37 protein-coding genes are annotated in these 22189 nt (G+C 66.7%); 35 read left to right on the forward strand and 2 right to left on the reverse strand.

What is annotated here, in order from left to right:
• Positions 1-36: 36 nt before the first annotated feature.
• The 26 genes from FB473_RS02385 (at position 37) to map (ending at position 14949) form a co-directional block, all read left to right on the forward strand.
• Complete coding sequence (locus tag FB473_RS02385) at positions 37-522, forward strand: DUF4112 domain-containing protein (RefSeq protein WP_208390408.1); 486 nt, start codon at positions 37-39, stop codon at positions 520-522.
• The gene (gltX, locus tag FB473_RS02390) at positions 519-1988 is read left to right on the forward strand and encodes a glutamate--tRNA ligase (protein WP_167164484.1); all 1470 of its coding nucleotides are present in this window, start codon (positions 519-521) and stop codon (positions 1986-1988) included. Before FB473_RS02385 ends, gltX begins: the two co-directional genes overlap by 4 nt.
• A 369-nt stretch (positions 1989-2357) precedes the next feature.
• Positions 2358-2669, forward strand: a complete 312-nt coding sequence (gene rpsJ / locus FB473_RS02395) for a 30S ribosomal protein S10 (RefSeq protein ID WP_016668002.1) — start codon at positions 2358-2360, stop codon at positions 2667-2669.
• An 11-nt stretch (positions 2670-2680) separates the two neighbouring features.
• Entirely contained in the window at positions 2681-3340 is a 660-nt protein-coding gene (rplC, locus tag FB473_RS02400) for a 50S ribosomal protein L3 (protein ID WP_167164486.1), read from the forward strand.
• A complete protein-coding gene (gene rplD / locus FB473_RS02405; RefSeq protein WP_167164488.1) occupies positions 3337-3996 on the forward strand; it encodes a 50S ribosomal protein L4 in 660 nt (219 codons plus the stop codon). Before rplC ends, rplD begins: the two co-directional genes overlap by 4 nt.
• The gene (gene rplW / locus FB473_RS17810) at positions 3993-4301 is read left to right on the forward strand and encodes a 50S ribosomal protein L23 (RefSeq protein WP_167164490.1); all 309 of its coding nucleotides are present in this window, start codon (positions 3993-3995) and stop codon (positions 4299-4301) included. Before rplD ends, rplW begins: the two co-directional genes overlap by 4 nt.
• Positions 4302-4325: 24 nt before the next feature.
• The gene (gene rplB, locus FB473_RS02415; protein ID WP_167164492.1) at positions 4326-5162 is read left to right on the forward strand and encodes a 50S ribosomal protein L2; all 837 of its coding nucleotides are present in this window, start codon (positions 4326-4328) and stop codon (positions 5160-5162) included.
• Positions 5163-5180: 18 nt separating this feature from the next.
• On the forward strand, positions 5181-5462 hold the full coding sequence (rpsS, locus tag FB473_RS02420) for a 30S ribosomal protein S19 (RefSeq protein WP_167164494.1): 282 nt from the start codon (positions 5181-5183) through the stop codon (positions 5460-5462).
• A gap of 29 nt (positions 5463-5491) precedes the next feature.
• Positions 5492-5899, forward strand: a complete 408-nt coding sequence (gene rplV / locus FB473_RS02425; protein WP_167164496.1) for a 50S ribosomal protein L22 — start codon at positions 5492-5494, stop codon at positions 5897-5899.
• A gap of 2 nt (positions 5900-5901) precedes the next feature.
• Positions 5902-6729, forward strand: coding sequence for a 30S ribosomal protein S3 (gene rpsC, locus FB473_RS02430; RefSeq protein WP_167164498.1), 828 nt, complete (start codon positions 5902-5904; stop codon positions 6727-6729).
• A gap of 3 nt (positions 6730-6732) precedes the next feature.
• Positions 6733-7152, forward strand: a complete 420-nt coding sequence (gene rplP / locus FB473_RS02435; protein ID WP_167164500.1) for a 50S ribosomal protein L16 — start codon at positions 6733-6735, stop codon at positions 7150-7152.
• A 2-nt stretch (positions 7153-7154) separates the two neighbouring features.
• Positions 7155-7397 carry a 50S ribosomal protein L29 gene (gene rpmC, locus FB473_RS02440; RefSeq protein WP_167164503.1) on the forward strand — a complete coding sequence of 81 codons (243 nt, stop codon included), beginning with the start codon at positions 7155-7157 and terminating at the stop codon, positions 7395-7397.
• Positions 7394-7672, forward strand: coding sequence for a 30S ribosomal protein S17 (rpsQ, locus tag FB473_RS02445; protein WP_167164505.1), 279 nt, complete (start codon positions 7394-7396; stop codon positions 7670-7672). Before rpmC ends, rpsQ begins: the two co-directional genes overlap by 4 nt.
• Positions 7673-7708: 36 nt before the next feature.
• Positions 7709-8077: a 50S ribosomal protein L14 gene (gene rplN, locus FB473_RS02450; RefSeq protein WP_167164507.1), complete on the forward strand. Its 369-nt coding sequence runs from the start codon at positions 7709-7711 to the stop codon at positions 8075-8077.
• Complete coding sequence (rplX, locus tag FB473_RS02455; RefSeq protein WP_167164509.1) at positions 8078-8446, forward strand: 50S ribosomal protein L24; 369 nt, start codon at positions 8078-8080, stop codon at positions 8444-8446.
• On the forward strand, positions 8446-9132 hold the full coding sequence (gene rplE / locus FB473_RS02460; protein WP_167164511.1) for a 50S ribosomal protein L5: 687 nt from the start codon (positions 8446-8448) through the stop codon (positions 9130-9132). The genes rplX and rplE overlap by 1 nt, the downstream gene beginning before the upstream one ends.
• Before the next feature lie 7 nt (positions 9133-9139).
• Entirely contained in the window at positions 9140-9325 is a 186-nt protein-coding gene (locus tag FB473_RS02465; protein ID WP_167164513.1) for a type Z 30S ribosomal protein S14, read from the forward strand.
• Between the two features lie 76 nt (positions 9326-9401).
• On the forward strand, positions 9402-9809 hold the full coding sequence (gene rpsH, locus FB473_RS02470) for a 30S ribosomal protein S8 (protein ID WP_167164515.1): 408 nt from the start codon (positions 9402-9404) through the stop codon (positions 9807-9809).
• A gap of 28 nt (positions 9810-9837) precedes the next feature.
• Positions 9838-10380: a 50S ribosomal protein L6 gene (gene rplF, locus FB473_RS02475; RefSeq protein WP_167164517.1), complete on the forward strand. Its 543-nt coding sequence runs from the start codon at positions 9838-9840 to the stop codon at positions 10378-10380.
• A 2-nt stretch (positions 10381-10382) separates the two neighbouring features.
• Positions 10383-10766, forward strand: coding sequence for a 50S ribosomal protein L18 (gene rplR, locus FB473_RS02480; RefSeq protein ID WP_167164519.1), 384 nt, complete (start codon positions 10383-10385; stop codon positions 10764-10766).
• A gap of 23 nt (positions 10767-10789) precedes the next feature.
• On the forward strand, positions 10790-11407 hold the full coding sequence (gene rpsE, locus FB473_RS02485; protein ID WP_167164521.1) for a 30S ribosomal protein S5: 618 nt from the start codon (positions 10790-10792) through the stop codon (positions 11405-11407).
• On the forward strand, positions 11400-11582 hold the full coding sequence (gene rpmD / locus FB473_RS02490; protein WP_167164523.1) for a 50S ribosomal protein L30: 183 nt from the start codon (positions 11400-11402) through the stop codon (positions 11580-11582). The genes rpsE and rpmD overlap by 8 nt, the downstream gene beginning before the upstream one ends.
• A 2-nt stretch (positions 11583-11584) precedes the next feature.
• Positions 11585-12028, forward strand: coding sequence for a 50S ribosomal protein L15 (gene rplO / locus FB473_RS02495; protein WP_167164525.1), 444 nt, complete (start codon positions 11585-11587; stop codon positions 12026-12028).
• Between the two features lie 187 nt (positions 12029-12215).
• Complete coding sequence (secY, locus tag FB473_RS02500) at positions 12216-13529, forward strand: preprotein translocase subunit SecY (RefSeq protein WP_167164527.1); 1314 nt, start codon at positions 12216-12218, stop codon at positions 13527-13529.
• Positions 13526-14113, forward strand: a complete 588-nt coding sequence (locus FB473_RS02505; protein ID WP_167164529.1) for an adenylate kinase — start codon at positions 13526-13528, stop codon at positions 14111-14113. Before secY ends, FB473_RS02505 begins: the two co-directional genes overlap by 4 nt.
• Positions 14110-14949, forward strand: a complete 840-nt coding sequence (gene map / locus FB473_RS02510) for a type I methionyl aminopeptidase (protein ID WP_167164531.1) — start codon at positions 14110-14112, stop codon at positions 14947-14949. Before FB473_RS02505 ends, map begins: the two co-directional genes overlap by 4 nt.
• A gap of 6 nt (positions 14950-14955) precedes the next feature.
• Here the strand turns inward: map and FB473_RS02515 are convergent, their stop codons facing one another.
• Both FB473_RS02515 and FB473_RS02520 read right to left on the reverse strand, forming a co-directional pair.
• Positions 14956-16080 (reverse strand): GNAT family N-acetyltransferase, encoded by a 1125-nt coding sequence (locus FB473_RS02515; RefSeq protein ID WP_167164533.1) that lies wholly within the window; start codon positions 16078-16080, stop codon positions 14956-14958.
• Positions 16081-16117: 37 nt separating this feature from the next.
• Positions 16118-16402, reverse strand: coding sequence for a YciI family protein (locus FB473_RS02520; protein ID WP_167164535.1), 285 nt, complete (start codon positions 16400-16402; stop codon positions 16118-16120).
• 254 nt (positions 16403-16656) lie between these two features.
• Between FB473_RS02520 and infA the strand changes: the two genes are divergently transcribed.
• The 9 genes from infA (at position 16657) to FB473_RS02565 (ending at position 22173) form a co-directional block, all read left to right on the forward strand.
• Positions 16657-16878: a translation initiation factor IF-1 gene (gene infA, locus FB473_RS02525; RefSeq protein WP_167164537.1), complete on the forward strand. Its 222-nt coding sequence runs from the start codon at positions 16657-16659 to the stop codon at positions 16876-16878.
• A 51-nt stretch (positions 16879-16929) separates the two neighbouring features.
• Positions 16930-17043, forward strand: coding sequence for a 50S ribosomal protein L36 (gene rpmJ, locus FB473_RS02530; RefSeq protein ID WP_167164539.1), 114 nt, complete (start codon positions 16930-16932; stop codon positions 17041-17043).
• Positions 17044-17249: 206 nt separating this feature from the next.
• Entirely contained in the window at positions 17250-17624 is a 375-nt protein-coding gene (gene rpsM / locus FB473_RS02535; RefSeq protein ID WP_167164541.1) for a 30S ribosomal protein S13, read from the forward strand.
• A 52-nt stretch (positions 17625-17676) separates the two neighbouring features.
• Positions 17677-18090, forward strand: a complete 414-nt coding sequence (gene rpsK / locus FB473_RS02540; protein ID WP_167164543.1) for a 30S ribosomal protein S11 — start codon at positions 17677-17679, stop codon at positions 18088-18090.
• 32 nt (positions 18091-18122) lie between these two features.
• Entirely contained in the window at positions 18123-18728 is a 606-nt protein-coding gene (gene rpsD, locus FB473_RS02545) for a 30S ribosomal protein S4 (protein WP_167164545.1), read from the forward strand.
• Positions 18729-18813: 85 nt separating this feature from the next.
• Positions 18814-19839 (forward strand): DNA-directed RNA polymerase subunit alpha, encoded by a 1026-nt coding sequence (locus tag FB473_RS02550; RefSeq protein WP_167164547.1) that lies wholly within the window; start codon positions 18814-18816, stop codon positions 19837-19839.
• Between the two features lie 30 nt (positions 19840-19869).
• Positions 19870-20367, forward strand: a complete 498-nt coding sequence (gene rplQ / locus FB473_RS02555; RefSeq protein WP_167164549.1) for a 50S ribosomal protein L17 — start codon at positions 19870-19872, stop codon at positions 20365-20367.
• Positions 20368-20425: 58 nt separating this feature from the next.
• Positions 20426-21532, forward strand: a complete 1107-nt coding sequence (locus FB473_RS02560; protein WP_167164551.1) for a glycosyltransferase — start codon at positions 20426-20428, stop codon at positions 21530-21532.
• Positions 21529-22173, forward strand: a complete 645-nt coding sequence (locus tag FB473_RS02565; RefSeq protein WP_167164553.1) for a hypothetical protein — start codon at positions 21529-21531, stop codon at positions 22171-22173. Before FB473_RS02560 ends, FB473_RS02565 begins: the two co-directional genes overlap by 4 nt.
• Positions 22174-22189: the final 16 nt, after the last annotated feature.

The following is a 22189-nucleotide window of genomic DNA, read 5'->3' on the forward strand; positions in this document are numbered from 1 at the left end:
GCGATCTCGTTTCTCCCTACCGGTAGCGTTGGAGATGTGACCATCGCCCGTCCCGACGTGCGCACACCGTCCAGGGCCAGCCGGAGCCTGGCGTTGCTTCTGGACGACCTGGTACGCGTCCCGGGGACAGACATAGGCATCGGCCTCGACGCGGTCGTCGGCCTCATCCCGGGAATCGGGGACGCCGGCACCACCGCCGTGGCCGGGGTGATCCTCGTGGACGCCGTGCGCAACCGCGTCCCGTTGCCCGTGCTCGTGCGGATGGGTATGAACCTCGGCCTCGACACGTTGCTGGGCCTGGTCCCCGGCGTCGGGGACCTCGCCGACATCGCCCACAGGGCCAACCGGCGAAACCTGCGGCTGCTGGAGCGTGTGCTCGCCGATCGGGAGGAGACGCGTCAAGGCTCCGTGGTCTATCTCGTGGTCGCCGCGGGCATCGTCGCGGGGACGCTCGCCGTGCTCATCGCGGGGCTGGTCCTCGGCCTGTGGGTGCTGTTGCGCCTGCTCGGCTACTCTGGATGACCGTGACAACTCCCGAGCGCACCCGAGTGGCCCCGTCCCCGACCGGCGATCCCCACGTGGGGACGGCCTACATGGCACTGTTCGACAAGGCGTGGGCACGTAAGACCGGGGGAGCGTTCGTCCTGCGGATCGAGGACACCGACCGCAACCGTCTGGTGGCCGGATCCGAGCAACAGATCTACGACTCGTTGCGCTGGCTGGGTCTCGAAGCGGACGAGAGCCCCGAGACCGGTGGCGACTTCGGTCCCTACAAGCAGTCGGAGCGGCTCGAGGTCTATCGTCCCTTCGTCGACCGGCTCATCGAGGCCGGTCACGCCTACCACTGCTGGTGCAGCCCGGAACGGCTCGCGCAGATGCGCGCCGAGCAGCAGGCCAGCAAGCAGGCCAACACCGGCTACGACCGTTGCTGCCTGGGACTGACCCGTGACGAGCGGGCGAAGCTTCCAGGGTTCACCGAGACCCCTGTCGTGCGCATGCTCGTCCCCGACGACGTCGAGCTGACCTTCACCGATCTCATCCGTGGCGAGGTCCACGCTCCTCGTCCCGACGATCAGGTGATCCTCAAGGCGGACGGGTTCCCGACCTATCACCTGGCCGTGGTCGTCGACGACCATCTCATGGGGATCACCACGGTCGTGCGCGGCGAGGAGTGGATCAGTTCCACGCCCAAGCACCGGTTGCTCTACCGCTGGCTCGGCTGGGACGAACCCGCCTACGCGCATATGCCGTTGCTGCGCAACACCGACAAGTCCAAGATCAGCAAGCGCAAGAACCCGGCGGCTCGGTTGCTGTGGTTCCGTGAACAGGGCTATCTGCCCGAGGCGCTGCGCAACTTCCTGCAGCTGCTCGCCTACCCGCCGGCCTCCGACGACCAGGAGGTCGCGTCCTTCGACGAGTTCGTGGCCGACTTCGACTGGGCGAAGGTGAGTACCGTCGGCCCGATCTTCGACACGAAGAAGCTCGACTGGCTGAACGGGCACTACATCCGGTCGCTGTCGGACGACGAGCTGGCCGATCGCATCGTCGAGCACGCGCTGTACTCGGGGCGGTGGCAGGAGGCGACCCCCGAGCGGGTGGCCCTCGTCCGCGCCGCGACCCCGCTGGTCGCCGAGCGACTGGTGACGCTGTCCGATGCCCTGCCCAAGATGGACTTCCTCTTCACGGCCGACGACGAGGTCGTCTACGACCCCGCGGCGATCGCGAAGCTGCCGGAGCAGGCGCCCCGGGTCGTGGATGTGGCGGTCGAGGCGCTGTCGGGTCTGGGGGAGTGGACGCAGCCCGCGATCGAGGCATGCCTGCGCGAGGCGCTCGTCGACGGCCTGGGTCTCAAGCCCAAGTTCGCGTTCGGCCCGGTGCGCGTCGGCGTGACCGGGGCGCTCGTCTCGCCGCCGCTGTTCGAATCGCTGGAGGTCCTGGGCCGCGACGCGAGCCTTGCGCGTCTGAGGCGATTTCGGGCGACGATTTGATCCAGACCGCACAAACATGCAATCATTGACAGGTTGCTCCTCTGGGATCACTGCGCGCCCGCTCGGGTGGTGGAGGTTTCGGGGGCACTGGCTCCTTGCGGAACGGTTGGTCCCGCGCGGTAGCCGCACCCAGCTGGACGTGGGCAGGGCCCACTGCGCTGGTGACTGGCCAGGGGCCAGGCGCCGCGGGCTGGCAGGCATCTGAACAGAGAGTCTGGATTGTGCGGGGAAACCGTGTGCGACACACCCGACCGCGTGGGTCGAGCAACACGGCAATGACCAGGTCGAACGCCTCGCATAATGGCCGAGTTGGTCATCGGCTAACGAACCGGTCACCTGGACGTAGCAGGACGAGTAGAAGGAACAACCGTGGCGGGACAAAAGATCCGCATCAGGCTTCGGGCCTATGACCACGAGGTCATCGACTCGTCGGCGCGCAAGATCGTCGACACTGTCACCCGGACAGGTGCCAAGGTCGCCGGCCCAGTGCCGCTGCCGACCGAGAAGAACGTGTGGTGCGTCATCCGTTCGCCCCACAAGTACAAGGACAGCCGCGAGCACTTCGAGATGCGTACCCACAAGCGGCTCATCGACATCCTCGACCCCACGCCCAAGACGGTTGACTCGCTCATGCGCCTCGACCTGCCGGCCGGTGTCGACATCGAGATCAAGCTTCCGTGAGGCCTGCTGACATGAGCAACGAACGCAACGTGAAGGGCCTGCTGGGCACCAAGCTCGGCATGACCCAGGTGTGGGACGAGAACAACCGCGTCGTCCCCGTCACCGTGATCCAGGCTGGTCCGTGTGTGGTCACCCAGGTGCGTACCCCCGAGGCCGACGGCTACTCGGCCGTCCAGTTCGGGTACGGCGCCGTGCGACCCAAGTCGGTGACCAAGCCCGAGGCCGGCCACTTCGAGAAGGCCGGCGTCACTCCCCGCAAGCATCTCGTCGAGGTGCGCACGTCCGCCGCCTCCGAGTACGCCATCGGCCAGGAGGTGACCGCCGACGTGTTCGCCGGCGGTGACGTGGTCGACGTCAGCGGCGTCACCAAGGGCAAGGGCACCGCGGGCGTCGTGAAGCGCCACGGCTTCAAGGGCCTGCGCGCCACCCACGGTGTGCACCGCAAGCACCGCTCGCCGGGCTCCATCGGCGGATGCTCGACCCCCGGCAAGGTCTTCAAGGGCATGCGCATGGCCGGTCGCATGGGCGCCGGCAACAAGACCATCCAGAACCTGACCGTGCATGCGGTGGACGCCGCCAACGGCCTGCTGCTGGTCAAGGGCGCCGTCCCGGGCTCCAAGGGCTCCCTGGTCGTCGTCCGCACGGCTGCCAAGAAGGGTGATGCCAAGTGAGCCAGACACTGACCGTCGACGTGCTGGGCGCGAACGGCAAGAAGTCGGGCACCGCAGAGCTGCCCGCCGACCTGTTCGACGCCCCCACCAACATTCCCCTGATCCATCAGGTCGTCGTGGCCCAGCAGGCCGCGGCCCGTCAGGGCACCCACGCCACCAAGACCCGTTCCACCGTGTCGGGCACCGGTCGCAAGCCGTACCGCCAGAAGGGTACCGGCCGCGCCCGTCAGGGCTCGCTCGTGGGCCCGCAGTTCACCGGTGGCGCGGTCTCGCACGGCCCGCAGCCCCACGGCTACGCGCAGCGCACCCCCAAGAAGATGGTCCAGGCCGCCCTGCGCGGCGCTCTGAGCGACCGGGCCCGTGAGGGACTCGTCGTCGTCCTCGATCAGTTCGTCGAGGGGGACGCACCGTCCACCAAGCAGGCCGCGGCCACGCTGGCCACTGTCGGCGACTACACGCGCTACCTGGTCGTCCTCGACAGGGACGACACGGCGGCCTGGCTGTCGCTGCGGAACCTGCCGAGCGCCCACATCATCGCGGCCGACCAGCTCAACACCTACGACGTGATCGTGTCCGACGTCGTCGTCTTCACGAAGGCGGCCCTGGACGCGTTCGTCGCCGGTCCCGTCCGCGGCAAGTCGGAGGAGGAGAAGTGAGCGACGTCAAGATCCGCGATCCCCGCGACATCCTGATCGCGCCGGTCGTGTCCGAGAAGAGCTACGGGCTGCTGGACGAGAACAAGTACACGTTCATCGTCGATCCCCGGGCCAACAAGACCGAGATCAAGATCGCCGTCGAGCAGGTCTTCGGCGTGAAGGTGCTCGGGGTGAACACCATCAACCGGCAGGGCAAGAAGCGTCGCACCCGCTTCGGGATCGGCAAGCGTGCCGACACCAAGCGCGCCATCGTCCAGGTGGCCGCCGGCGATCGTATCGACATCTTCCAGGGCCCGACGGCCTGACGAGCTAGGCAAGGATCCAGACTCATGGCAATCCGCAAGTACAAGCCGACGACTCCCGGTCGCCGCGGTGCGAGCGTCTCCGACTTCGCCGAGGTCACCCGTTCGACCCCGGAGAAGTCGTTGCTCGCGCCCAAGTCCAAGACCGGTGGCCGCAACAACCAGGGCCGTATCACCACCCGGCACATCGGCGGTGGACACAAGCAGGCATACCGCGTGGTCGACTTCCGGCGCTACGACAAGGACGGCGTCCCGGCGAAGGTCGCGCACATCGAGTACGACCCCAACCGCACGGCGCGCATCGCGTTGCTGCACTACGCCGATGGTGAGAAGCGCTACATCATCGCTCCCGCGGGTCTGGTCCAGGGTGCCCAGGTCGTCTCGGGTCCCGAGGCGGACATCAAGCCCGGCAACAACCTGCCGCTGCGCAACATCCCCGTCGGCACCACGGTGCACGCGGTGGAGTTGCGTCCCGGCGGCGGCGCCAAGCTCGCCCGCTCGGCCGGTGCGTCCATCCAGCTGGTGGCTCGCGAGGGCAAGATGGCCACGTTGCGCATGCCTTCCGGCGAGATGCGCATGGTCGACGTCCGCTGCCGCGCCACGATCGGCGGGGTCGGCAACGCCGAGCAGTCCAACATCAACTGGGGCAAGGCCGGCCGCATGCGCTGGAAGGGCGTTCGCCCGACCGTCCGCGGCGTTGTCATGAACCCGCACGACCACCCGCACGGTGGTGGCGAGGGCCGCACCTCCGGTGGACGTCACCCGGTCTCTCCGTGGGGCAAGCCCGAGGGCCGCACCCGCGACAAGAACAAGGCCAGCAGCAAGTTGATCGTCCGCCGCCGCAAGTCCGGCAAGAAGCGCTGATTGGGAGTCTGAGTACACATGCCACGCAGCCTGAAGAAGGGCCCATTCGTCGACGAGCACCTGGCCAAGAAGGTCGATGCGCAGAACGATTCGGGCACGCACAACGTGATCAAGACGTGGTCGCGCCGCTCGATGATCACCCCCGACATGCTCGGGCACACCATCGCCGTGCACGACGGGCGCAAGCACGTCCCGGTGTTCGTCACCGAGGCCATGATCGGTCACAAGCTCGGGGAGTTCGCGCCCACGCGGACGTTCAAGGGCCATGTGAAGGACGACAAGAAGGCCCGCCGGCGCTGAGCCGCGACAGACAAGGAACTGATTCGACAATGAGCAACAACAACGAGCGACCCAGCCGTCGCCTTGCCCTGCTCGGGGATCGGCCTGGCTCGTACGCGATCGCGCGCCACGTGCGGATGAGCCCGACCAAGGTGCGCCGCGTAATCGACCTGGTGCGTGGCATGGACGTCACCGATGCCCTGACGACGCTACGCTTCGCGCCCCAGGCCGCGAGCGAGCCCGTCTACAAGGTGGTCGCCTCCGCGGTGGCCAACGCCGAGAACACCGAGTCGCTGCGGGCGAACGACCTGTTCATCTCGCAGGCGTTCGTGGACGAGGGCGCGACCATGCGCCGCATCCGTCCGCGTGCGAAGGGCTCGGCCAGCCGCATCCTCAAGCGAGCCAGCCACATCACCGTGGTGGTCGAACCCAAGCCCACGAACGAGAAGGAGGCCTGAGCATGGGACAGAAGATCAACCCGATCGGCTTCCGCCTCGGCATCACCGCCGACCACAAGTCGCGCTGGTACGCCGACAAGCAGTACGCCGAGTTCGTGGGTGAGGACGACAAGATCCGCAGCTTCCTGCGCAAGACGCTGGAGCGCGCGGGAATCAGCTCGATCGAGATCGAGCGTCGCAGCGAGCGCGTCACGATCTTCCTGCACGCCGCGCGTCCGGGCATCGTCATCGGCCGTAACGGCGCCGAGGCGGAGCGTGTTCGTTCCGAGCTCGAGAAGCTCACCGGCAAGCAGATCCAGCTGAACATCCTCGAGGTGCGCAACCCCGAGACCGACGCGCAGCTGGTGGCTCAGGGCATCGCCGAGCAGCTCGGCGCCCGCGTCGCCTTCCGCCGCGCCATGCGCAAGGCCCAGCAGTCGGCCATGCGCGCCGGCGCCAAGGGCATCCGCGTGAAGTGCTCCGGGCGTCTCGGCGGTGCCGAGATGAGCCGCTCCGAGGGGTACCGCGACGGCCGCGTGCCGCTGCACACCCTGCGGGCGGATATCGACTACGGCTTCTACGAGGCCAGGACCACCTTCGGTCGCATCGGCGTCAAGGTGTGGATCTACAAGGGTGACGTCTCCGGCAGCCGCGCCGAGCGCGCGGCCCAGAAGGCGGCCCGTCAGACCGCACCGTCGCGTGGCAACCGGCCGAACCGGCGTCCCGGACGTGGCGATCGGGCGGAGCGCGGCGGTCGTCGTCGTTCGGACGATGCCCGCGCCGAGGCCGTCGCCAACGATGCCGAGCGGAGCGCCGCGAGCGCTCCCGAGACCCAGAGCGCAGGAGCGTGAGTCATGCTGATCCCTCGTCGCGTCAAGTACCGCAAGCAGCACCGTCCGCATCGTGACGGCATGGCCAAGGGCGGCACCGAACTCGCGTTCGGTGAGTACGGTATCCAGTCGCTGGAATCGTCCTACCTGACCAACCGCCAGATCGAGGCAGCGCGTATCGCGATGACCCGTCACATCAAGCGCGGCGGCAAGGTGTGGATCACGGTCTACCCCGACCGGCCGCTGACCAAGCACCCCGCTGAGTCCCGCATGGGCTCCGGCAAGGGCTCGCCCGAGTTCTGGGTGGCCAACGTCAAGCCGGGGCGCGTTCTGTTCGAGTTGTCCGGTGTCAGCGAGGACGTGGCCCGTGAGGCGCTGCGGCTCGCCATCCACAAGCTGCCCTTCAAGGCTCGCTTCATCAAGCGCGAAGCAGGTGAGAACTGATCATGGCCGACACCAAGGCATTGTCCGCAGCCGAACTGCGGGGGCTCTCTGGCCGGGAATTGAACGAGCAGGTCCTGGCGTTGAAGGAGGAGCTGTTCAACCTCCGGTTCCAGTCCGCCACCGGTCAGCTCCAGTCAACCGCGCGGCTGCGCGAGGTTCGCAAGGACATCGCCCGCATCTACACGGTGCTGCAGGAGCGCAACCTCGGCATCATCGAAGACCCTGACCAGAAGGCTGACGAATGAGCGAGACTACCGCCGAGATCACCAAGCGTGCCGGACGCAAGATCCGTGAGGGCATGGTGATCTCCGACAAGATGGACAAGACCATCGTGGTCGCCGTGGAGGACCGCGTGAAGCACCGTCTCTACGGCAAGGTCCTGAGCAAGACCACGAAGCTCAAGGCGCACGACGAGCAGAACCAGGCGGGCGTGGGCGACCGCGTCCGGATCATGGAGACTCGTCCGACGTCGGCGACCAAGCGCTGGCGTCTGCTCGAGATCGTCGAGAAGGCCCGCTAGACCCGTCCTGGCCAAATCCAGGGCAGAGGAGAAGAAATGATCCAGCAGGAGACGCGACTGAAGGTCGCCGACAACACGGGTGCCAAGGAACTCTTGTGCATCCGCGTGCTCGGTGGCTCGATGCGTCGCTACGCCGGCCTCGGTGACACGATCGTTGCCACCGTGAAGGACGCCATCCCCGGTGGCAACGTGAAGAAGGGCGAGGTCGTCAAGGCGGTCGTCGTCCGCACAGTCAAGTCGCATCGTCGTCCCGACGGCTCGTACATCCGCTTCGACGAGAACGCGGCCGTCATCCTCAAGAACGACGGTGAGCCGCGTGGCACGCGCATCTTCGGGCCGGTCGCCCGCGAGTTGCGCGACAAGCGGTTCATGCGCATCGTGTCGCTGGCCCCGGAGGTGATCTGAATGAGGCTCAAGAAGGGTGACCGCGTGAAGGTCATCGCAGGTAAGGACCGCGGGGCGGTCGGCGAGATCATGGCCGTCTACCCGGACGCGAACCGCGTGCTGGTTCAGGGCGTGAACATCGTGAAGCGGCACGTACGCGACACGGCCGACCCGAGCACGGGCCGCACCACCAAGGGTGGTGTGGTCAGCTCCGAGGCGCCGATCAACGCGTCCAACGTGCAGCTGGTGACCAAGGACGACGACGGCAACGAGGTGCTCACGCGCGTCGGCCGCAATCGCGCCGAGATCACCAAGACTCGCTCCGACGGCTCCGAGTACTCCGCCACCCGCGGGGTCCGGATCGCTCGCAAGACCGGGAAGGAGATCTGATGGCCAGGAAGACAGCCGCAATCGACAAGCCGGCCGAGGTGTCGCTCGCGTCGGCGTCCGAGACGCCGAGGCTGAAGCAGAAGTACCGCGAGGAGATCGTCCCTGCCCTGCAGGAGGAGTTCTCGTACGCCAACGTCATGCAGATCCCCGGGCTGACCAAGATCGTGGTCAACATGGGTGTCGGTGAGGCGGCCCACGACTCCAAGATCCTCGACGGTGCGGTTCGCGACCTCGCCGCGATCACCGGGCAGAAGCCGCAGGTGACCAAGGCGCGCAAGTCGATCGCCCAGTTCAAGCTGCGCGAGGGCCAGGCCATCGGCTGCCACGTCACTCTTCGTGGCGACCGCATGTGGGAGTTCGCCGATCGTCTGCTGACGCTCGCCCTGCCCCGCATCCGCGACTTCCGTGGGCTGAACTCCAACCAGTTCGACGGCAACGGCAACTACACCTTCGGGTTGTCGGAACAGGTCATGTTCCACGAGATCGATCCGGACCGGATCGATCGGGTTCGTGGCATGGACATCACGTTCGTCACGTCGGCCGCCACCGACACGCAGGGCCGGGCGTTGCTCAAGCACCTGGGCTTCCCGTTCAAGGCGGTGGACGACACCAGGGCTGCCAAGCGCGGTCGCGTCACCTACCAGACGAAGTCGGCGGCCAAGGCTGCCGCCAAGAAGAAGAATTGAGCAACTGATGGCGAAAACCGCTTTGAAGGTGAAGCAGTCCCGCAAGCCCAAGTACGCCGTGCGCGCCTACACGCGTTGCCAGCGTTGTGGTCGGCCCAAGTCGGTCTACCGCGCCTTCGGCCTGTGCCGTATCTGCCTTCGCACCCTCGCCCACGCCGGCGATCTGCCGGGCGTGACCAAGTCGTCCTGGTGAGTCGTCTCACCGCTCCATACGAAACCGTGGCAGGTCCCCTCGGGGAAACCGTTGCGAGAAAGAGGCTCCACAAGCCATGACCATGACTGACCCGATCGCGGACATGCTGACGCGTCTGCGTAACGCCAACCAGGCGTACCACGACCAGACGAGCATGCCGCACTCCAAGATCAAGGCGGGCATCGCCGAGATCCTCCGCCAGGAGGGCTACATCGCGGGCTACGAGGTGAAGGACCCCTCGGCCGGTGAGGTGGGCAAGACCCTGACCGTCACCCTGAAGTACAGCGAGGAGCGTCAGCGCTCGATCGCGGGCATCCGTCGCATCAGCAAGCCCGGACTGCGGGTCTACGCCAAGTCGAACAACCTGCCCAAGGTGCTCGGTGGCATGGGGATCGCCATCATCTCGACCTCCCAGGGTCTGATGACCGACAAGCAGGCACACCAGAAGTCGGTAGGCGGGGAAGTCCTCGCCTACGTCTGGTGATCCGGCAGGACTGAGAAGGAGGAACGAAATGTCACGAATTGGCAGGCTCCCGATCACCGTCCCGTCCGGTGTCGAGGTGACCCTGGACGGCCGCGATGTCGAGGTGAAGGGACCCAAGGGCACTCTCAGCCGGACGATCGCCGCGCCCATCACCATCAGCAGGAACGACGAGGGCCAGCTGGTCGTCGAGCGTCCGGACGACGAGCGCACCTCGCGCGCGCTGCACGGCCTGACGCGCACCCTGGTCAGCAACATGGTCGTCGGGGTGACCGACGGCTATTCCAAGACTTTGGAGATCGTCGGCGTCGGCTACCGCGTCATCCAGAAGACCCCGACCCAGGTCGAGTTCGCGCTGGGCTTCAGCCACCCGGTCATCGTCAACGCGCCCGAGGGCATCACCTTCGAGGTCGAGACCGCGACCCGGATGACCGTGCGCGGCATCGACAAGCAGACCGTCGGTGAGGTCGCCGCGAACATCCGCAAGATCCGCAAGCCGGAGCCCTACAAGGGCAAGGGCGTGCGCTATCAGGGTGAGCACGTGCGCCGCAAGGCTGGAAAGGCTGGTAAGTGATCATGGCTATCTCCCTGGGTGTGCGCAAGCACCAGGCTGCGCGGATCGCGGCGCGGGTTCGCCGCCAGGTCCGCGGCCGCAAGAAGATCTTCGGCTACCCGGAACGTCCGCGCCTCGTCGTCACCAAGACGTCGCGTCACACGCTCGTGCAGGTGATCGACGACGTGCTGGGACGCACTCTCGCGTCCGCGTCGACGATGGAGCCCGAGCTGCGTGCGGCCGCCGGCGACAAGACCGCCAAGGCCGAGAAAGTGGGCGAGTTGATCGCCCAGCGTGCCAAGGCCGCGGGCATCGATCAGGTCGTCTTCGATCGTGCCGGCAACAAGTACCACGGTCGGATCGCAGCCATGGCAGACGCTGCCCGCAAGGCCGGCCTCGGACTCTGAGACACGACGAAAGGTAAGAGACGATGAGTGAATCCCAGCGCCGCGGTGGCGGCCAGGGTGGCGAGCGTCGTGGCCGTGAGGATCGTCGGGGCGGCCGTGATCATCAGAACGATCGCGACAAGAAGGACCAGTACCTCGAGCGGGTAGTGGCCATCAACCGCGTCGCCAAGGTCGTCCAGGGTGGACGTCGCTTCAGCTTCACCGCGCTGGTCGTGGTGGGCGACGGCGAGGGCACCGTGGGTGTCGGCTACGGCAAGGCCAAGGAGGTGCCCGCGGCGATCGCCAAGGGCGTCGAGGAGGCCAAGAAGCACTTCTTCCGGGTGCCGCTGGTGCAGCGGACGATCCCGCACCCTGTGCAGGGTGAGCGGGCTGCCGGTGTGGTCATGCTGCGTCCGGCTTCGCCCGGTACCGGCGTCATCGCCGGCGGGTCGGCACGCGCGGTGCTCGAGTGCGCCGGTGTGCAGGACGTGCTGGCCAAGTCGCTCGGTTCGCCGAACGCCATCAACGTGGTGCACGCCACCGTTGCGGCCCTGCAGTCGCTGGAGGAGCCGGAGCAGGTGGCCAGGCGCCGCGGCAAGGCCGTGGAGGACGTTGCTCCGCTCGCGCTCCTCAACGCCCGCAAGGAGGCCCAGCATGGCTGAGTTGAAGATCACCCAGCACAAGTCTGGTGTCGGCCAGAAGCCTGCTGCGCGCAAGACGCTGCGTGCGCTCGGGTTGCACAGGATCGGTGAGCAGGTCGTCCACCCCGATCGTCCCGAGATTCGCGGGATGGTTCGCGCGGTGCGGCACCTGGTCGACGTGGAAGAGGTGAAGTGACAATGGCGCTCAAGGTACATCACCTGCGCCCGGCCCCCGGTGCCCACACCGACCGCAAGCGCGTCGGTCGCGGCGAGGGCGGCAAGGGCGGCAAGACCGCCGGACGCGGCACGAAGGGTACTGGCGCACGCCACAACGTTCCCGAGAACTTCGAGGGCGGGCAGATGCCGCTGCACATGCGGACGCCCAAGCTGCGTGGTTTCCAGAACCCGTTCCGTGTGAGCTTCCAGGTCGTCAACGTGGCGCGTATCGCCGAGCTGTTCCCCGAGGGCGGCGACGTGAGCGTCGACGAGTTGATCGCCAAGGGTGCGGTGCGCGCCAACCGGCCCGTGAAGGTGCTCGGTAGCGGTGACATCCAGGTGAAGGTCAACGTGACCGCGGACGCGTTCTCCACGTCCGCCAAGGAGAAGATCGAGGCGGCCGGAGGTAGCGTCACCGAACGCTGAACCATTCGGCACGATTCGAAAGTGGGCGGTCCCGTACGGGGCTGCCCACTTTCTATGTCCCGCTCACTAGCACGAGTAGGCAATGTGGGACGTCCTTGGTAGGCTACGAGGGTTGCGCCAGGAGCGCATGCCTTGGCATGCGCGGTGGGCGTCCCACCCGATCGAGCGACATGAAAGAGGGAACCGGATGGTCTCCGCCTTCCTCAACGCGTTCCGGACGCCGGACCTTCGCAAGAAGATTCTGTTCACCCTGGGGATCCTGGTCGTCTTCCGCCTCGGGTCGACGATCCCGACGCCCAACGTGGACACCGCCGCCATCCGGGAATGCGCGGCCTCGGCGACGACCGGCGAGCAAGCCGGCCTGTACTCGATGATCAACATGTTCTCGGGTGGTGCACTGTTGCACCTGTCGATCTTCGCGCTCGGCATCATGCCCTACATCACGAGCTCGATCATCCTGCAGTTGCTGACGGTGGTCATCCCGCGGCTCGAGAGCCTCAAGAAGGAAGGCGGCTCCGGTCAGCAGCAGATCACGCAGTACACCCGGTGGCTGACGATCATCCTGGCGATCCTGCAGGCGACCTCGTTCACGATGTTGGCCATCAACGGCCAGCTCTTCGTCGGGTGCACGCAGGACATCGTCTACTCCACCGGCATCTTCGAGATCATCGTCATGATCCTCACCATGACCGCCGGCACGTCGATCATCATGTGGCTGGGCGAGCTCATCACCGACCGTGGCGTCGGCAACGGCATGTCGGTGCTGATCTTCACCCAGATCGCCGCGCGTTTCCCCGCATCCATGTGGAACATTCGCAACGGCCAGCCCGACCCGAACCAGGGCCTGCTGATCATGCTGCTGGTCATCGCGGTCGGCCTGCTGGTGATGGCCGGTGTCGTGTTCGTCGAGCAGGCGCAGCGGCGCATCCCGGTGCAGTACGCCAAGCGCATGGTGGGCAACCGCCTGTTGGGTGGCACTTCGACCTACATCCCGCTGAAGGTGAACCAGTCGGGCGTCATCCCCGTCATCTTCGCCAGCTCGATCCTCTACCTGCCCGTGCTCTACACGGTCTTCCAGTCGACCGGCTCGGTGTCCGAGTGGATCGCCAACAACCTGGCCACCGGCACAGGGCTGTGGTACAACATCATCTTCTTCGTCCTCATCATCGCGTTCGCTTACTTCTACGTGGCCATCACCTTCGACCCTGTCGAGATCAGCGACAACATGAAGAAGTACGGTGGCTTCATTCCTGGCATCCGGGCGGGCAAACCGACCGAGGACTATCTGGCGTACGTGTTGAGTCGGCTGACGGCTCCCGGGTCGCTCTATCTCGCCGTCATCTCCCTCATCCCGTCGGTGGCGATCCTGTTGTTCAACGCGGATCAGAACTTCCCGTTCGGCGGGACGAGTCTGCTCATCATGGTGGGTGTCGGCCTCGACACGGTCAAGCAGATCGAGAGCCAGCTCCACCAGCGTTATTACGAAGGGTTCCTCAAGTGAGACTGCTCATCATGGGGGCACCGGGCGCCGGGAAGGGCACCCAGGCCCGTGGCATCGCCGACCACTACGGCATTCCGGCCATCTCGACCGGCGACATCTTCCGCGCCAATGTGCGCGACAAGACCCCGCTGGGTCAGCAGGTGGAGGCGATCCTCGGCCGCGGTGACTACGTTCCCGACGAGTTGACCGAGCAGATCGTGGCCGATCGGCTGGCGCAGCCCGACGCGGCCGCCGGCTTCTTGCTCGATGGGTTCCCTCGCACACTGCACCAGCTGGCAGCCCTGGACGAGACGCTCGCCGCCGACGGGCAGGCCCTGGATGCCGTGTTGTCGCTCGTGGTCGATCCCGAGGACCTGATCGCACGCTTGCTGCACCGCGCCGAGATCGAGGGACGTGCGGACGACAACGAGGAGACGATCCGGCACCGCATGGACGTCTACACGAGTGACACGAAGCCGCTGCTCGACAACTACGGTGACCGCGGCCTGCTCGTCGAGGTGGACGGCGACGGGACGATCGAGGAAGTCGGCGCGCGCCTGGTCGCGGCGCTGGACGAGCGCATGGGTGGTGCCGGCTCCCGGTGAGCGGACGCGGGATCGAGGTCAAGACTGCCGCCCAGATAGCTCGCATGCGGCAGGCGGGGCTCGTCGTCGCCGAGGCGCTGCGGACGATGGGCGAGGCGGTTCGTCCCGGTGTCACCACCGGTGATCTCGACGTCGCGGCCCGTGAGGTGCTCGCTTCGCACGGCGCGACCAGCTCCTTCCTGAACTATGGCGCCCAATGGGGGTATCCGCCCTACCCGGCGACCGTGTGCATCTCGGTCAACGAGCAGGTGGTGCACGGTATCCCTTCCGACCGTGAACTTGCCGCGGGCGATGTCGTGTCCGTCGACTTCGGTGCGATCCTGGCGGGTTGGCACGGTGATGCGGCTCGCACCTTCGCCGTCGGTGATGCGGACGCGGCCACGGCAGATCTGGTGGAGGTGACGCGTCGCGCCATGTGGGCCGGTATCGCAGCCGCCCGCGTCGGACGCCGTGTCGGTGACGTGAGCCACGCCATCGAGGAATACACCCGGGCAGCCGAGCGGTCGTTCGGCATCGTCCGCGAGTACACGGGTCACGGCATCGGCACGGCCATGCACCAGGCCCCGGATGTGCCGAACTACGGCAGGGCGCGCAGGGGAGCGCGCCTGGTGGCAGGCATGTGCCTGGCGATAGAACCGATCCTCACGCTGGGAACAGCCGACGTCGCCACCCTGGACGACGAGTGGACGGTGGTCACCCTCGACAGCTCGCGGGCGGCGCACTGGGAGAACACGGTTGCGATTCTCCCCGACGGGCCCTGGGTGCTCACCGAACCCGACGGTGGCCGAGCCGAGCTCGCGGCTCTCGGGGTGCGGTTGTCGTCCGTGGCCGACTGAGACGGCTCACAGTCGCTTCTGCCAACCGGCGTCGATGTTCTCGGTGCGGTAGCCGAGTCGTTCGTTGATCGCCCACATGTAGTCGTTCTCGGTCGCGTTCCACGTGTGAACCCGTCGCGCCTCCGGCCACACGTCGGCCAGCCGGACAAGGTTGGCCTGCTTGAGTACCAGCCCCAGACTGTGGCCGCGATGCCCGGCGGCCACGACGGTGTTCCACTGGTCGACGACGGCTGGCTTGCCGATCGTCCGGTAGAGCTGGCTCAACCCGGCGGCTTCCCCCGTCCGCTCGTGGATGGCCAGGGAGACGATCGCTTCCCTGGCATCGAGCACTTCGTCGTCCATGGCGCTCACCCGGGCGGCGTCCCAGATCTCCTCCTCGAAGTGGAAGTCACCGGCGGGGGCAGCCATGCTCATGACGCGCAGCATCTCGGCCATGTGAGTGCGGAGAGGCTCGGGAGTGCGGCCTGTCCACGTCTCGATGCGGTAGCCGTCCGGTGAAACGGGTGCGGCGAAGTCGTACGCGGTCAGATCCTGCACGCTGTGGCGCTCGGCCTGGGCCAACTGGTAGCCCATCGCCAGTGCGAACGCCGTGCCCTCGTCCGGCTCGATCGCGAAAGGTCCTCGGGCGGGATGCAATGCGTCCGCGGCCTGCGAGGCACGGGCATCGCTGTAGCCCTGGAGCACGGTGCGCCCGCGCAGCGCGGCGACCTGCTCGACGGCCGTCTGGAGGGCGTGCCCGATGCCGTGGCGGCGCCACTGGGGGCGCACGTGCATCATGATGTCCTGCACCGCGTCGCGGTTGTCGCGTAGCGGGAGAGCGAAGTTGACGGCCCCCACGACGTCAGTGGGGACGAGGGCGTCGTCGGGACGCAACACGAGCAGTCCGAAGCGTCCCGTCGTGGAACCGGCCGGGGCGTCGCCGGCGATCGCCAGAAGCCACACGTATTCGCTGTCGCTACTCGGACGGTACTGCGACAGCATCGCGGCGGCGGGATCGGTCTGATCGTCATTACCGTGGCGAGCGAGATCGAAATCGCGTTCCAGAGCTTCGACGCCCTGGAACGCGGTCAGGATCGCACCGGGAGCGTCGTCGCGCGGCTGGTCGAGTTCGACGATGTGGTAGTTGCGCACCGTCCCAGCGTCGCACAGGGCCGGTGCGCCGCGCACCTCACTCGGCGAAGACCCCCAGCAGCGGGTTCCACTGCGTGATCGTCGCCGATTCGAGAATGCCCTCGCGTGACATCGGGTCGGCGTCGACGAGCTGCTGGACGCTGTCCGCGTCCTCGGCCTGGAAGACGAGGAGTGCAGAGTCGCGTTCGGCGCCGACATAGGGCCCGGACGCCTTCAGCTGCCCCGCGTCGACGAGGGTGCGAAGGTAGGCCCGGTGCTCGGGGCGGACGGCCGCGACGTCGGCGTCGGCCCGGTAGACGTACTGGACGGCGAAGTAAGACATGGGCTCAGCCTATTGGAGGGGAACCGGAGCACACACGCCGCCCGATGCTGTTCCACCGTCACCGTTGCGCTGCGTCAGCGCTACTTGCCCCGCTCCGATCAGCCGCTCCGGCCTGATCCCGCCCTGATTTGGGTACCAGCCCGGGGGCACGGTAGCATTGGACGTCGGTCACGTGCGCTTTGGCATGCCCACAGGCATGTTCGGGGTTGTACGCGGCCAACACCACCAAAACCATCGGGTAGATCGGGAGTGCATTGGCAAAGAAAGAGGGAGCGCTTGAGCTGGAGGGAACTGTAGTCGAAGCCCTGCCCAACGCGATGTTCCGCGTGGAGTTGGACAACGGCCACAAAGTGCTTGCCACCATCAGTGGCAAGATGCGCCAGCACTACATCCGGATTCTTCCCCAGGACCGGGTCGTCGTTGAGCTTTCCCCGTACGACCTCACTCGCGGGCGGATCGTCTACCGCCACAGGTGAGGCGTTGACAGCTGATTGCTCGCCCGGCGAACCGGAGAAGGAGACACTCGAATGAAGGTCCACCCGAGCGTCAAGAGGATCTGTGACAACTGCAAGGTGATTCGTCGCCGCGGTGTTGTCCGGGTCATCTGTGACAACCCGCGGCACAAGCAGCGCCAGGGCTGAGCACACCCAATCGGGACAACTGAATACACCACACAACGTGAGTGCAGCCTGGCCCCTCGGGGTCATGTGGCACACCCCCGGACGAAGGCCGGGGACCCGGAGTCGGGACATATCCCGGCTGGCGATCCGGGAACGCCTCACGCCAGACACCTTCGCCCGTCGAGGCCACCGGCCGCTGACGGGACAACCAGAAAGGTAACCGCCACATGGCACGCCTCCAGGGTGTTGACCTCCCGCGCGAGAAGCGCCTCGAGGTCGCACTGACCTACATCTACGGCATCGGGAAGACCCGTGCCGCGCAAACCCTGGCAGCCACTGGAATCAGTGGTGACACCCGCGTCAAGGATCTGACGGACGAGCAGTTGGTCGTCCTGCGTGATCACATCGACGCGAACTACGAGGTGGAAGGCGACTTGCGGCGCGAGGTCGCCGCGGACATCCGCCGCAAGATCGAGATCGGCACCTACCAGGGCCGCCGCCACCGCAGTGGCCTGCCCGTCCGTGGTCAGCGCACCCGGACGAACGCCCGCACCCGCAAGGGCAGGAAGAAGGCCGTCGCGGGCAAGAAGAAGGCCCGCTGATCCTCGGGGCTAACCACCCACACCACGAACTGCCAAGGAGAACAACAGACTTATGGCTACTGCAGGCCGCAAGGGCTCAGCCGCTGCCAAGACCAAGGTGCGGCGCAAGGAAAAGAAGAATGTGGTCGCCGGTCAGGCCCACATCAAGAGCACGTTCAACAACACGATCATCACGATCACCGATCCCACCGGTGCGGTCATCTCATGGGCCTCGTCGGGGACCGTCGGGTTCAAGGGCTCGCGCAAGTCGACCCCGTTCGCCGCGCAGATGGCTGCTGAGGCCGCCGGTCGGCGCGCGATGGATCACGGCATGAAGCGGGTCGACGTGTTCGTGAAGGGTCCCGGCTCGGGCCGGGAGACCGCGATCCGTTCGCTCGGCGCCATCGGCCTCGAGGTGGGGACGATCTCCGACGTCACCCCGATGCCGCACAACGGCTGCCGCCCGCCGAAGCGTCGTCGCGTCTAGTACCGCCCGAGACCAGAAAGGACTGACACACCATGGCCCGCTACACCGGACCCATCACCAAGAAGTCCCGACGCCTCGGGACCGACCTCGTCGGCAACGACAAGGCATTCGAGCATCGTCCCTACCCGCCGGGCCAGCACGGCCGCGGTCGGACGAAGGACTCCGAGTACCTGCTGCAGCTCAAGGAGAAGCAGAAGGCTCGCTATGCCTACGGCGTCCTCGAGAAGCAGTTCCGTCGCTACTACGAAGAGGCCGATCGCGTTCCCGGTAAGACCGGCGACGCGCTGCTGCAGATTCTCGAGTCGCGTCTCGACAACGTCGTTTACCGCTCCGGCATCGCTTCGACGCGGCGCCAGGCCCGCCAGATGGTCAGCCACGGCCATCTGCTGGTCAACGGCAAGCGCGTCACCATCCCGAGCTACCGGGTGAGCCCGCTCGACATCGTCGACGTGGCGCCGAAGTCGCTCAACCTGACTCCCTTCGTGATCGCCCGCGAGACGTTCGGCGAGCGCGAGGTGCCGGGCTGGCTGACCGTCAAGCCCAACCGCATGCGGATCCTCGTGCACCAGCTGCCGACCCGCGAGCAGATCACCATCGACGTCAACGAACAGGCGATCGTCGAGCTCTACTCGAAGTAATCGTCCGTTCACGGGGCGGGGAACGGTTCCCCGCCCCCCTGGGCGCGTCGTCATATAGCGGGCGGCGCGGAAAGGAAGAACAATCATGCTCATCGCTCAGCGTCCGACCCTTGCCGAAGAGGTCGTCAGCGAGTTTCGTTCACGGTTCGTCATCGAACCCCTGGAGCCGGGCTTCGGCTACACCCTGGGCAACTCGCTGCGTCGCACCCTGCTGTCGTCCATTCCGGGCGCGGCTGTGACCAGCATCAAGATCGAGGGCAACCAGCACGAGTTCAGCACGCTGCCGGGCGTCGTCGAGGACGTCACCGAGATCATCCTCAACCTGAAGTCGCTGGTGCTCACCAGCGAGGAGGACGAGCCCGTGGCGATGTACCTGCGTAAGTCGGGTGCCGGCGCCGTGACGGCTGCCGACATCGCTGCGCCCGCCGGCGTCGAGGTGCTCAACCCCGAACTGCACATCGCGGAGCTCAACGACAAGGGCGCCATCGAGATGGAGCTGATCGTCGAGCGGGGACGCGGTTACGTGTCCGCCCAGCAGAACAAGGGCCCCGATTCCGAGATCGGCCGCATCCCGGTCGACTCGATCTACTCGCCGGTCGTCAAGGTCACCTACAAGGTGGAGGCGACTCGCGTGGAGACGCGCACCGACTTCGACCGTCTCATCATCGACGTCGAGACCAAGCCCGCGATCACCCCCCGCGATGCCGTGGCGAGCGCCGGGAAGACCCTGGTGGAACTCTTCGGCCTGGCCCGTGAGCTCAACCTGGACGCGGAGGGCATCGAGATCGGGCCCAGCCCGATCGACGAGCAGCTCGCTGCCGATCTCGCCCTGCCCGTCGAGGATCTGAACCTCACCGTGCGTTCCTACAACTGCCTCAAGCGCGAGGGCATCCACACGGTGGGTGAGCTCGTGAGCCGCAGCGAGCAGGATCTGCTGGACATCCGCAACTTCGGCTCCAAGTCGATCGACGAGGTGAAGCAGAAGCTGGCCGAACTGGGCCTGTCGCTCAAGGACAGCTCGCCGGGCTTCGACCCGCTGGCGGCCGCAGACCAGTACGCAGCCACCGAAGGCGATGACGACGACGAGTTCATCGAGACCGAACAGTACTGATCCCTCACTAGACACTGGAGAACCACCGACATGCCCAAGCCAACGAAGGGCCCCCGCCTCGGCGGGACGCCCGCCCACGAGCGGATCATCCTGGCCAACCTGGCCAGCCAGCTGTTCGAGCACGGCCGTATCACCACCACGGAGACCCGCGCGCGCCGCGTCCAGCCGCTCGCCGAGAAGCTGATCAGCAAGGCCAAGCGGGGAGATCTGCACGCCCGGCGTCTGGTCAACCAGACCATCGCCGACAAGGGCGTCATCCACGTGCTGTTCACCGAGATCGCCCCCACCATGGAGGGCCGGGACGGTGGATACACCCGGATCACCAAGATCGGGCCCCGCAAGGGTGACAACGCTCCGATGGCGATCATCGAGCTCGTGACCGAGGCCGTGACCCCGAAGAAGGCCAAGAAGACCTCGAAGGCGGCCGAGGCCGCCGAGCCGGTCGTCGAGGAGGAGACCTCCGAGGAAGAGGTCGCTCCCCAGGAGGCCGAGGAGAGCGCCGAAGAGGCCGAGGCCAAGCAGGCCTGATCGAACCCCACCTCCCTCGGCTTGGTAAGCTCACCCCAGACAGCCGAGGGAGGTGCTCATGGGGCAACTGCGTATTGCCCAGTTGGCCAACTTCGTCGGTCCCACATCGGGGGGCATGAAAGTCGCGATCGACCAGCTCGGCAAGGGCTACGTCGCGGCCGGCGCGGAGCGCGTCCTGCTCGTCCCCGGGGCTCGTGACCTGGTCACCGAGACCGCTGACGGCATCATCGTCCAGGTGCGGTCGCCGCGGGTGTCGTCCACATATCGCATGGTTGCCAGGCCATGGCGCGCACTGGACGTGTTGAAGCGCTTCCGGCCCACATCGGTGGAATGCTCCGACAAATGGACGCTGTCGCCCGTGGGCGGCTGGGCCCGCCGCCGGGGGGTCGGCTCGGTGCTCCTCAGCCACGAACGGCTGGACGACATGCTTGCCGGGTGGCTCCGGTCGGCGGTTGGGGTCGAGTCGACCGTCGGCGCCCTCAACCGGCGCCTCGCAAGGGAGTTCGACGTCGTCGTCGTCACTTCCGACTATTCCGCTGGTGATTTTGAGGGAACAGGCGCGAACCTGGTGAAGGTGCCGCTCGGTGTTGATCTCGACACCTTCACTCCCACGGTCGGCGAGCCCGATCCGGGATCCGCGACCACTCAGCTGTGCTATGTCGGACGCATGTCGCACGAGAAGTATCCGCAGCTCGCCGTCGCCACGGCCGTCGAGCTGCATCGGCGTGGCGTGCCCGTCCAGTTGCACATGTACGGAACCGGCCCGGACGCGAGTCGGCTGCGCCGCCAGGCCGGGCATGCGCCGGTCTTCTTCCACGGACACGTCAGCGGGCGTGGTGAGATGGCCCGTCGTTTCGCTCGCTCGCACATCTCGTTGTCGGTCTGCCCGACGGAGACCTTCGGCCTGGCCGTGCTCGAGGCGTTGGCCTGTGGAACCCCCGTCGTCACGTCCGATCGCGGAGGCGCACACGAGCTGGTGGACGCCACCTGTGGCGAATGGGCGCCGCCGGACCCGTACGGTCTGGCCGATGCCGTTCAACGCCTGATCGCGCGCCTGTCGCCCGGTCTGCGGAGCGCGGCCCGAGCGCGGGCAGAGCAGTTCGGCTGGCAGCGCAGTGTTGAAGCCATGCTTTCCATCCACTCCGACCTTGGGGGGGGACTGTGAACCGAAAGAGCAAGTTCTGGCTGGCGGTCGCGGGTGTCGTCGGCGTCATCGCCGTGCCCGTGGTGGCGCGAGCGCCCAAGCCTGTCCCGAATCTTCCGCGCGATGTCAGAACGCTCGACGAGGCGTTGGACGACTGCCTCGCGACGAGCCTCGACGGCTGGGAGCTCGTGGACTACGCCACACGGCTGGTGAACCAGAAGTTCACTCGTTACTCGCTGTGGCATCTGTGGGAGGGCTCGGGCGTGGCTTTCCGCAACAGCCGCGGGTTCTCCGATCAATACAACATGGCGCTGGGGCGGGTGCTCGCCGGGCTCGGATTCGAGGTGCAGGTCGTGCAGGCGGCTCGCGTCCGATTCACTCCGCCGAGGCCGGGGAGCGCGCCGTGGTGGGTCATCCGGCATACGTGGTTGCGGGTCACTCATGCGGGTCGGACGCTGGACGTCTGCGCGTCGAGGGCTGACCATCGAGCGGGCCATGTGAGATTCGCGCCGTTGAGCGACGTGCGTCCCGTCTATCCCTGGTCGACCGTGGACACCCGGCTGGGACTCGCCGGGCCGGTCGCCTACCAGGTGTGGAAGGCGTGGTTCACGGGTGAGGCAGTGCCGCGGTGGATGTACCGGGGGTTCCACGACCAGGGGTGAAGACCCCCGGCACATC

This window comes from Brooklawnia cerclae (assembly GCF_011758645.1).
In the GTDB taxonomy this organism is placed as follows: Bacteria; Actinomycetota; Actinomycetes; order Propionibacteriales; family Propionibacteriaceae; genus Brooklawnia; species Brooklawnia cerclae.

Bases quoted from the DNA above. Each gene is read 5' to 3' on its own strand.
- gltX (WP_167164484.1), top strand. From the start codon at position 519: ATGACCGTGACAACTCCCGAGCGCACCCGAGTGGCCCCGTCCCCGACC.
- rplC (WP_167164486.1), top strand. From the start codon at position 2,681: ATGAGCAACGAACGCAACGTGAAGGGCCTGCTGGGCACCAAGCTCGGC.
- rplB (WP_167164492.1), top strand. From the start codon at position 4,326: ATGGCAATCCGCAAGTACAAGCCGACGACTCCCGGTCGCCGCGGTGCG.
- rpsS (WP_167164494.1), top strand. From the start codon at position 5,181: ATGCCACGCAGCCTGAAGAAGGGCCCATTCGTCGACGAGCACCTGGCC.
- rplV (WP_167164496.1), top strand. From the start codon at position 5,492: ATGAGCAACAACAACGAGCGACCCAGCCGTCGCCTTGCCCTGCTCGGG.
- rpsC (WP_167164498.1), top strand. From the start codon at position 5,902: ATGGGACAGAAGATCAACCCGATCGGCTTCCGCCTCGGCATCACCGCC.
- rplP (WP_167164500.1), top strand. From the start codon at position 6,733: ATGCTGATCCCTCGTCGCGTCAAGTACCGCAAGCAGCACCGTCCGCAT.
- rpmC (WP_167164503.1), top strand. From the start codon at position 7,155: ATGGCCGACACCAAGGCATTGTCCGCAGCCGAACTGCGGGGGCTCTCT.
- rpsQ (WP_167164505.1), top strand. From the start codon at position 7,394: ATGAGCGAGACTACCGCCGAGATCACCAAGCGTGCCGGACGCAAGATC.
- rplN (WP_167164507.1), top strand. From the start codon at position 7,709: ATGATCCAGCAGGAGACGCGACTGAAGGTCGCCGACAACACGGGTGCC.
- rplX (WP_167164509.1), top strand. From the start codon at position 8,078: ATGAGGCTCAAGAAGGGTGACCGCGTGAAGGTCATCGCAGGTAAGGAC.
- rplE (WP_167164511.1), top strand. From the start codon at position 8,446: ATGGCCAGGAAGACAGCCGCAATCGACAAGCCGGCCGAGGTGTCGCTC.
- FB473_RS02465 (WP_167164513.1), top strand. From the start codon at position 9,140: ATGGCGAAAACCGCTTTGAAGGTGAAGCAGTCCCGCAAGCCCAAGTAC.
- rpsH (WP_167164515.1), top strand. From the start codon at position 9,402: ATGACCATGACTGACCCGATCGCGGACATGCTGACGCGTCTGCGTAAC.
- rplF (WP_167164517.1), top strand. From the start codon at position 9,838: ATGTCACGAATTGGCAGGCTCCCGATCACCGTCCCGTCCGGTGTCGAG.
- rplR (WP_167164519.1), top strand. From the start codon at position 10,383: ATGGCTATCTCCCTGGGTGTGCGCAAGCACCAGGCTGCGCGGATCGCG.
- rpsE (WP_167164521.1), top strand. From the start codon at position 10,790: ATGAGTGAATCCCAGCGCCGCGGTGGCGGCCAGGGTGGCGAGCGTCGT.
- rpmD (WP_167164523.1), top strand. From the start codon at position 11,400: ATGGCTGAGTTGAAGATCACCCAGCACAAGTCTGGTGTCGGCCAGAAG.
- rplO (WP_167164525.1), top strand. From the start codon at position 11,585: ATGGCGCTCAAGGTACATCACCTGCGCCCGGCCCCCGGTGCCCACACC.
- secY (WP_167164527.1), top strand. From the start codon at position 12,216: ATGGTCTCCGCCTTCCTCAACGCGTTCCGGACGCCGGACCTTCGCAAG.
- FB473_RS02520 (WP_167164535.1), bottom strand. From the start codon at position 16,402: ATGTCTTACTTCGCCGTCCAGTACGTCTACCGGGCCGACGCCGACGTC.
- rpmJ (WP_167164539.1), top strand. From the start codon at position 16,930: ATGAAGGTCCACCCGAGCGTCAAGAGGATCTGTGACAACTGCAAGGTG.
- rpsM (WP_167164541.1), top strand. From the start codon at position 17,250: ATGGCACGCCTCCAGGGTGTTGACCTCCCGCGCGAGAAGCGCCTCGAG.
- rpsK (WP_167164543.1), top strand. From the start codon at position 17,677: ATGGCTACTGCAGGCCGCAAGGGCTCAGCCGCTGCCAAGACCAAGGTG.
- rpsD (WP_167164545.1), top strand. From the start codon at position 18,123: ATGGCCCGCTACACCGGACCCATCACCAAGAAGTCCCGACGCCTCGGG.
- FB473_RS02550 (WP_167164547.1), top strand. From the start codon at position 18,814: ATGCTCATCGCTCAGCGTCCGACCCTTGCCGAAGAGGTCGTCAGCGAG.
- rplQ (WP_167164549.1), top strand. From the start codon at position 19,870: ATGCCCAAGCCAACGAAGGGCCCCCGCCTCGGCGGGACGCCCGCCCAC.
- FB473_RS02560 (WP_167164551.1), top strand. From the start codon at position 20,426: ATGGGGCAACTGCGTATTGCCCAGTTGGCCAACTTCGTCGGTCCCACA.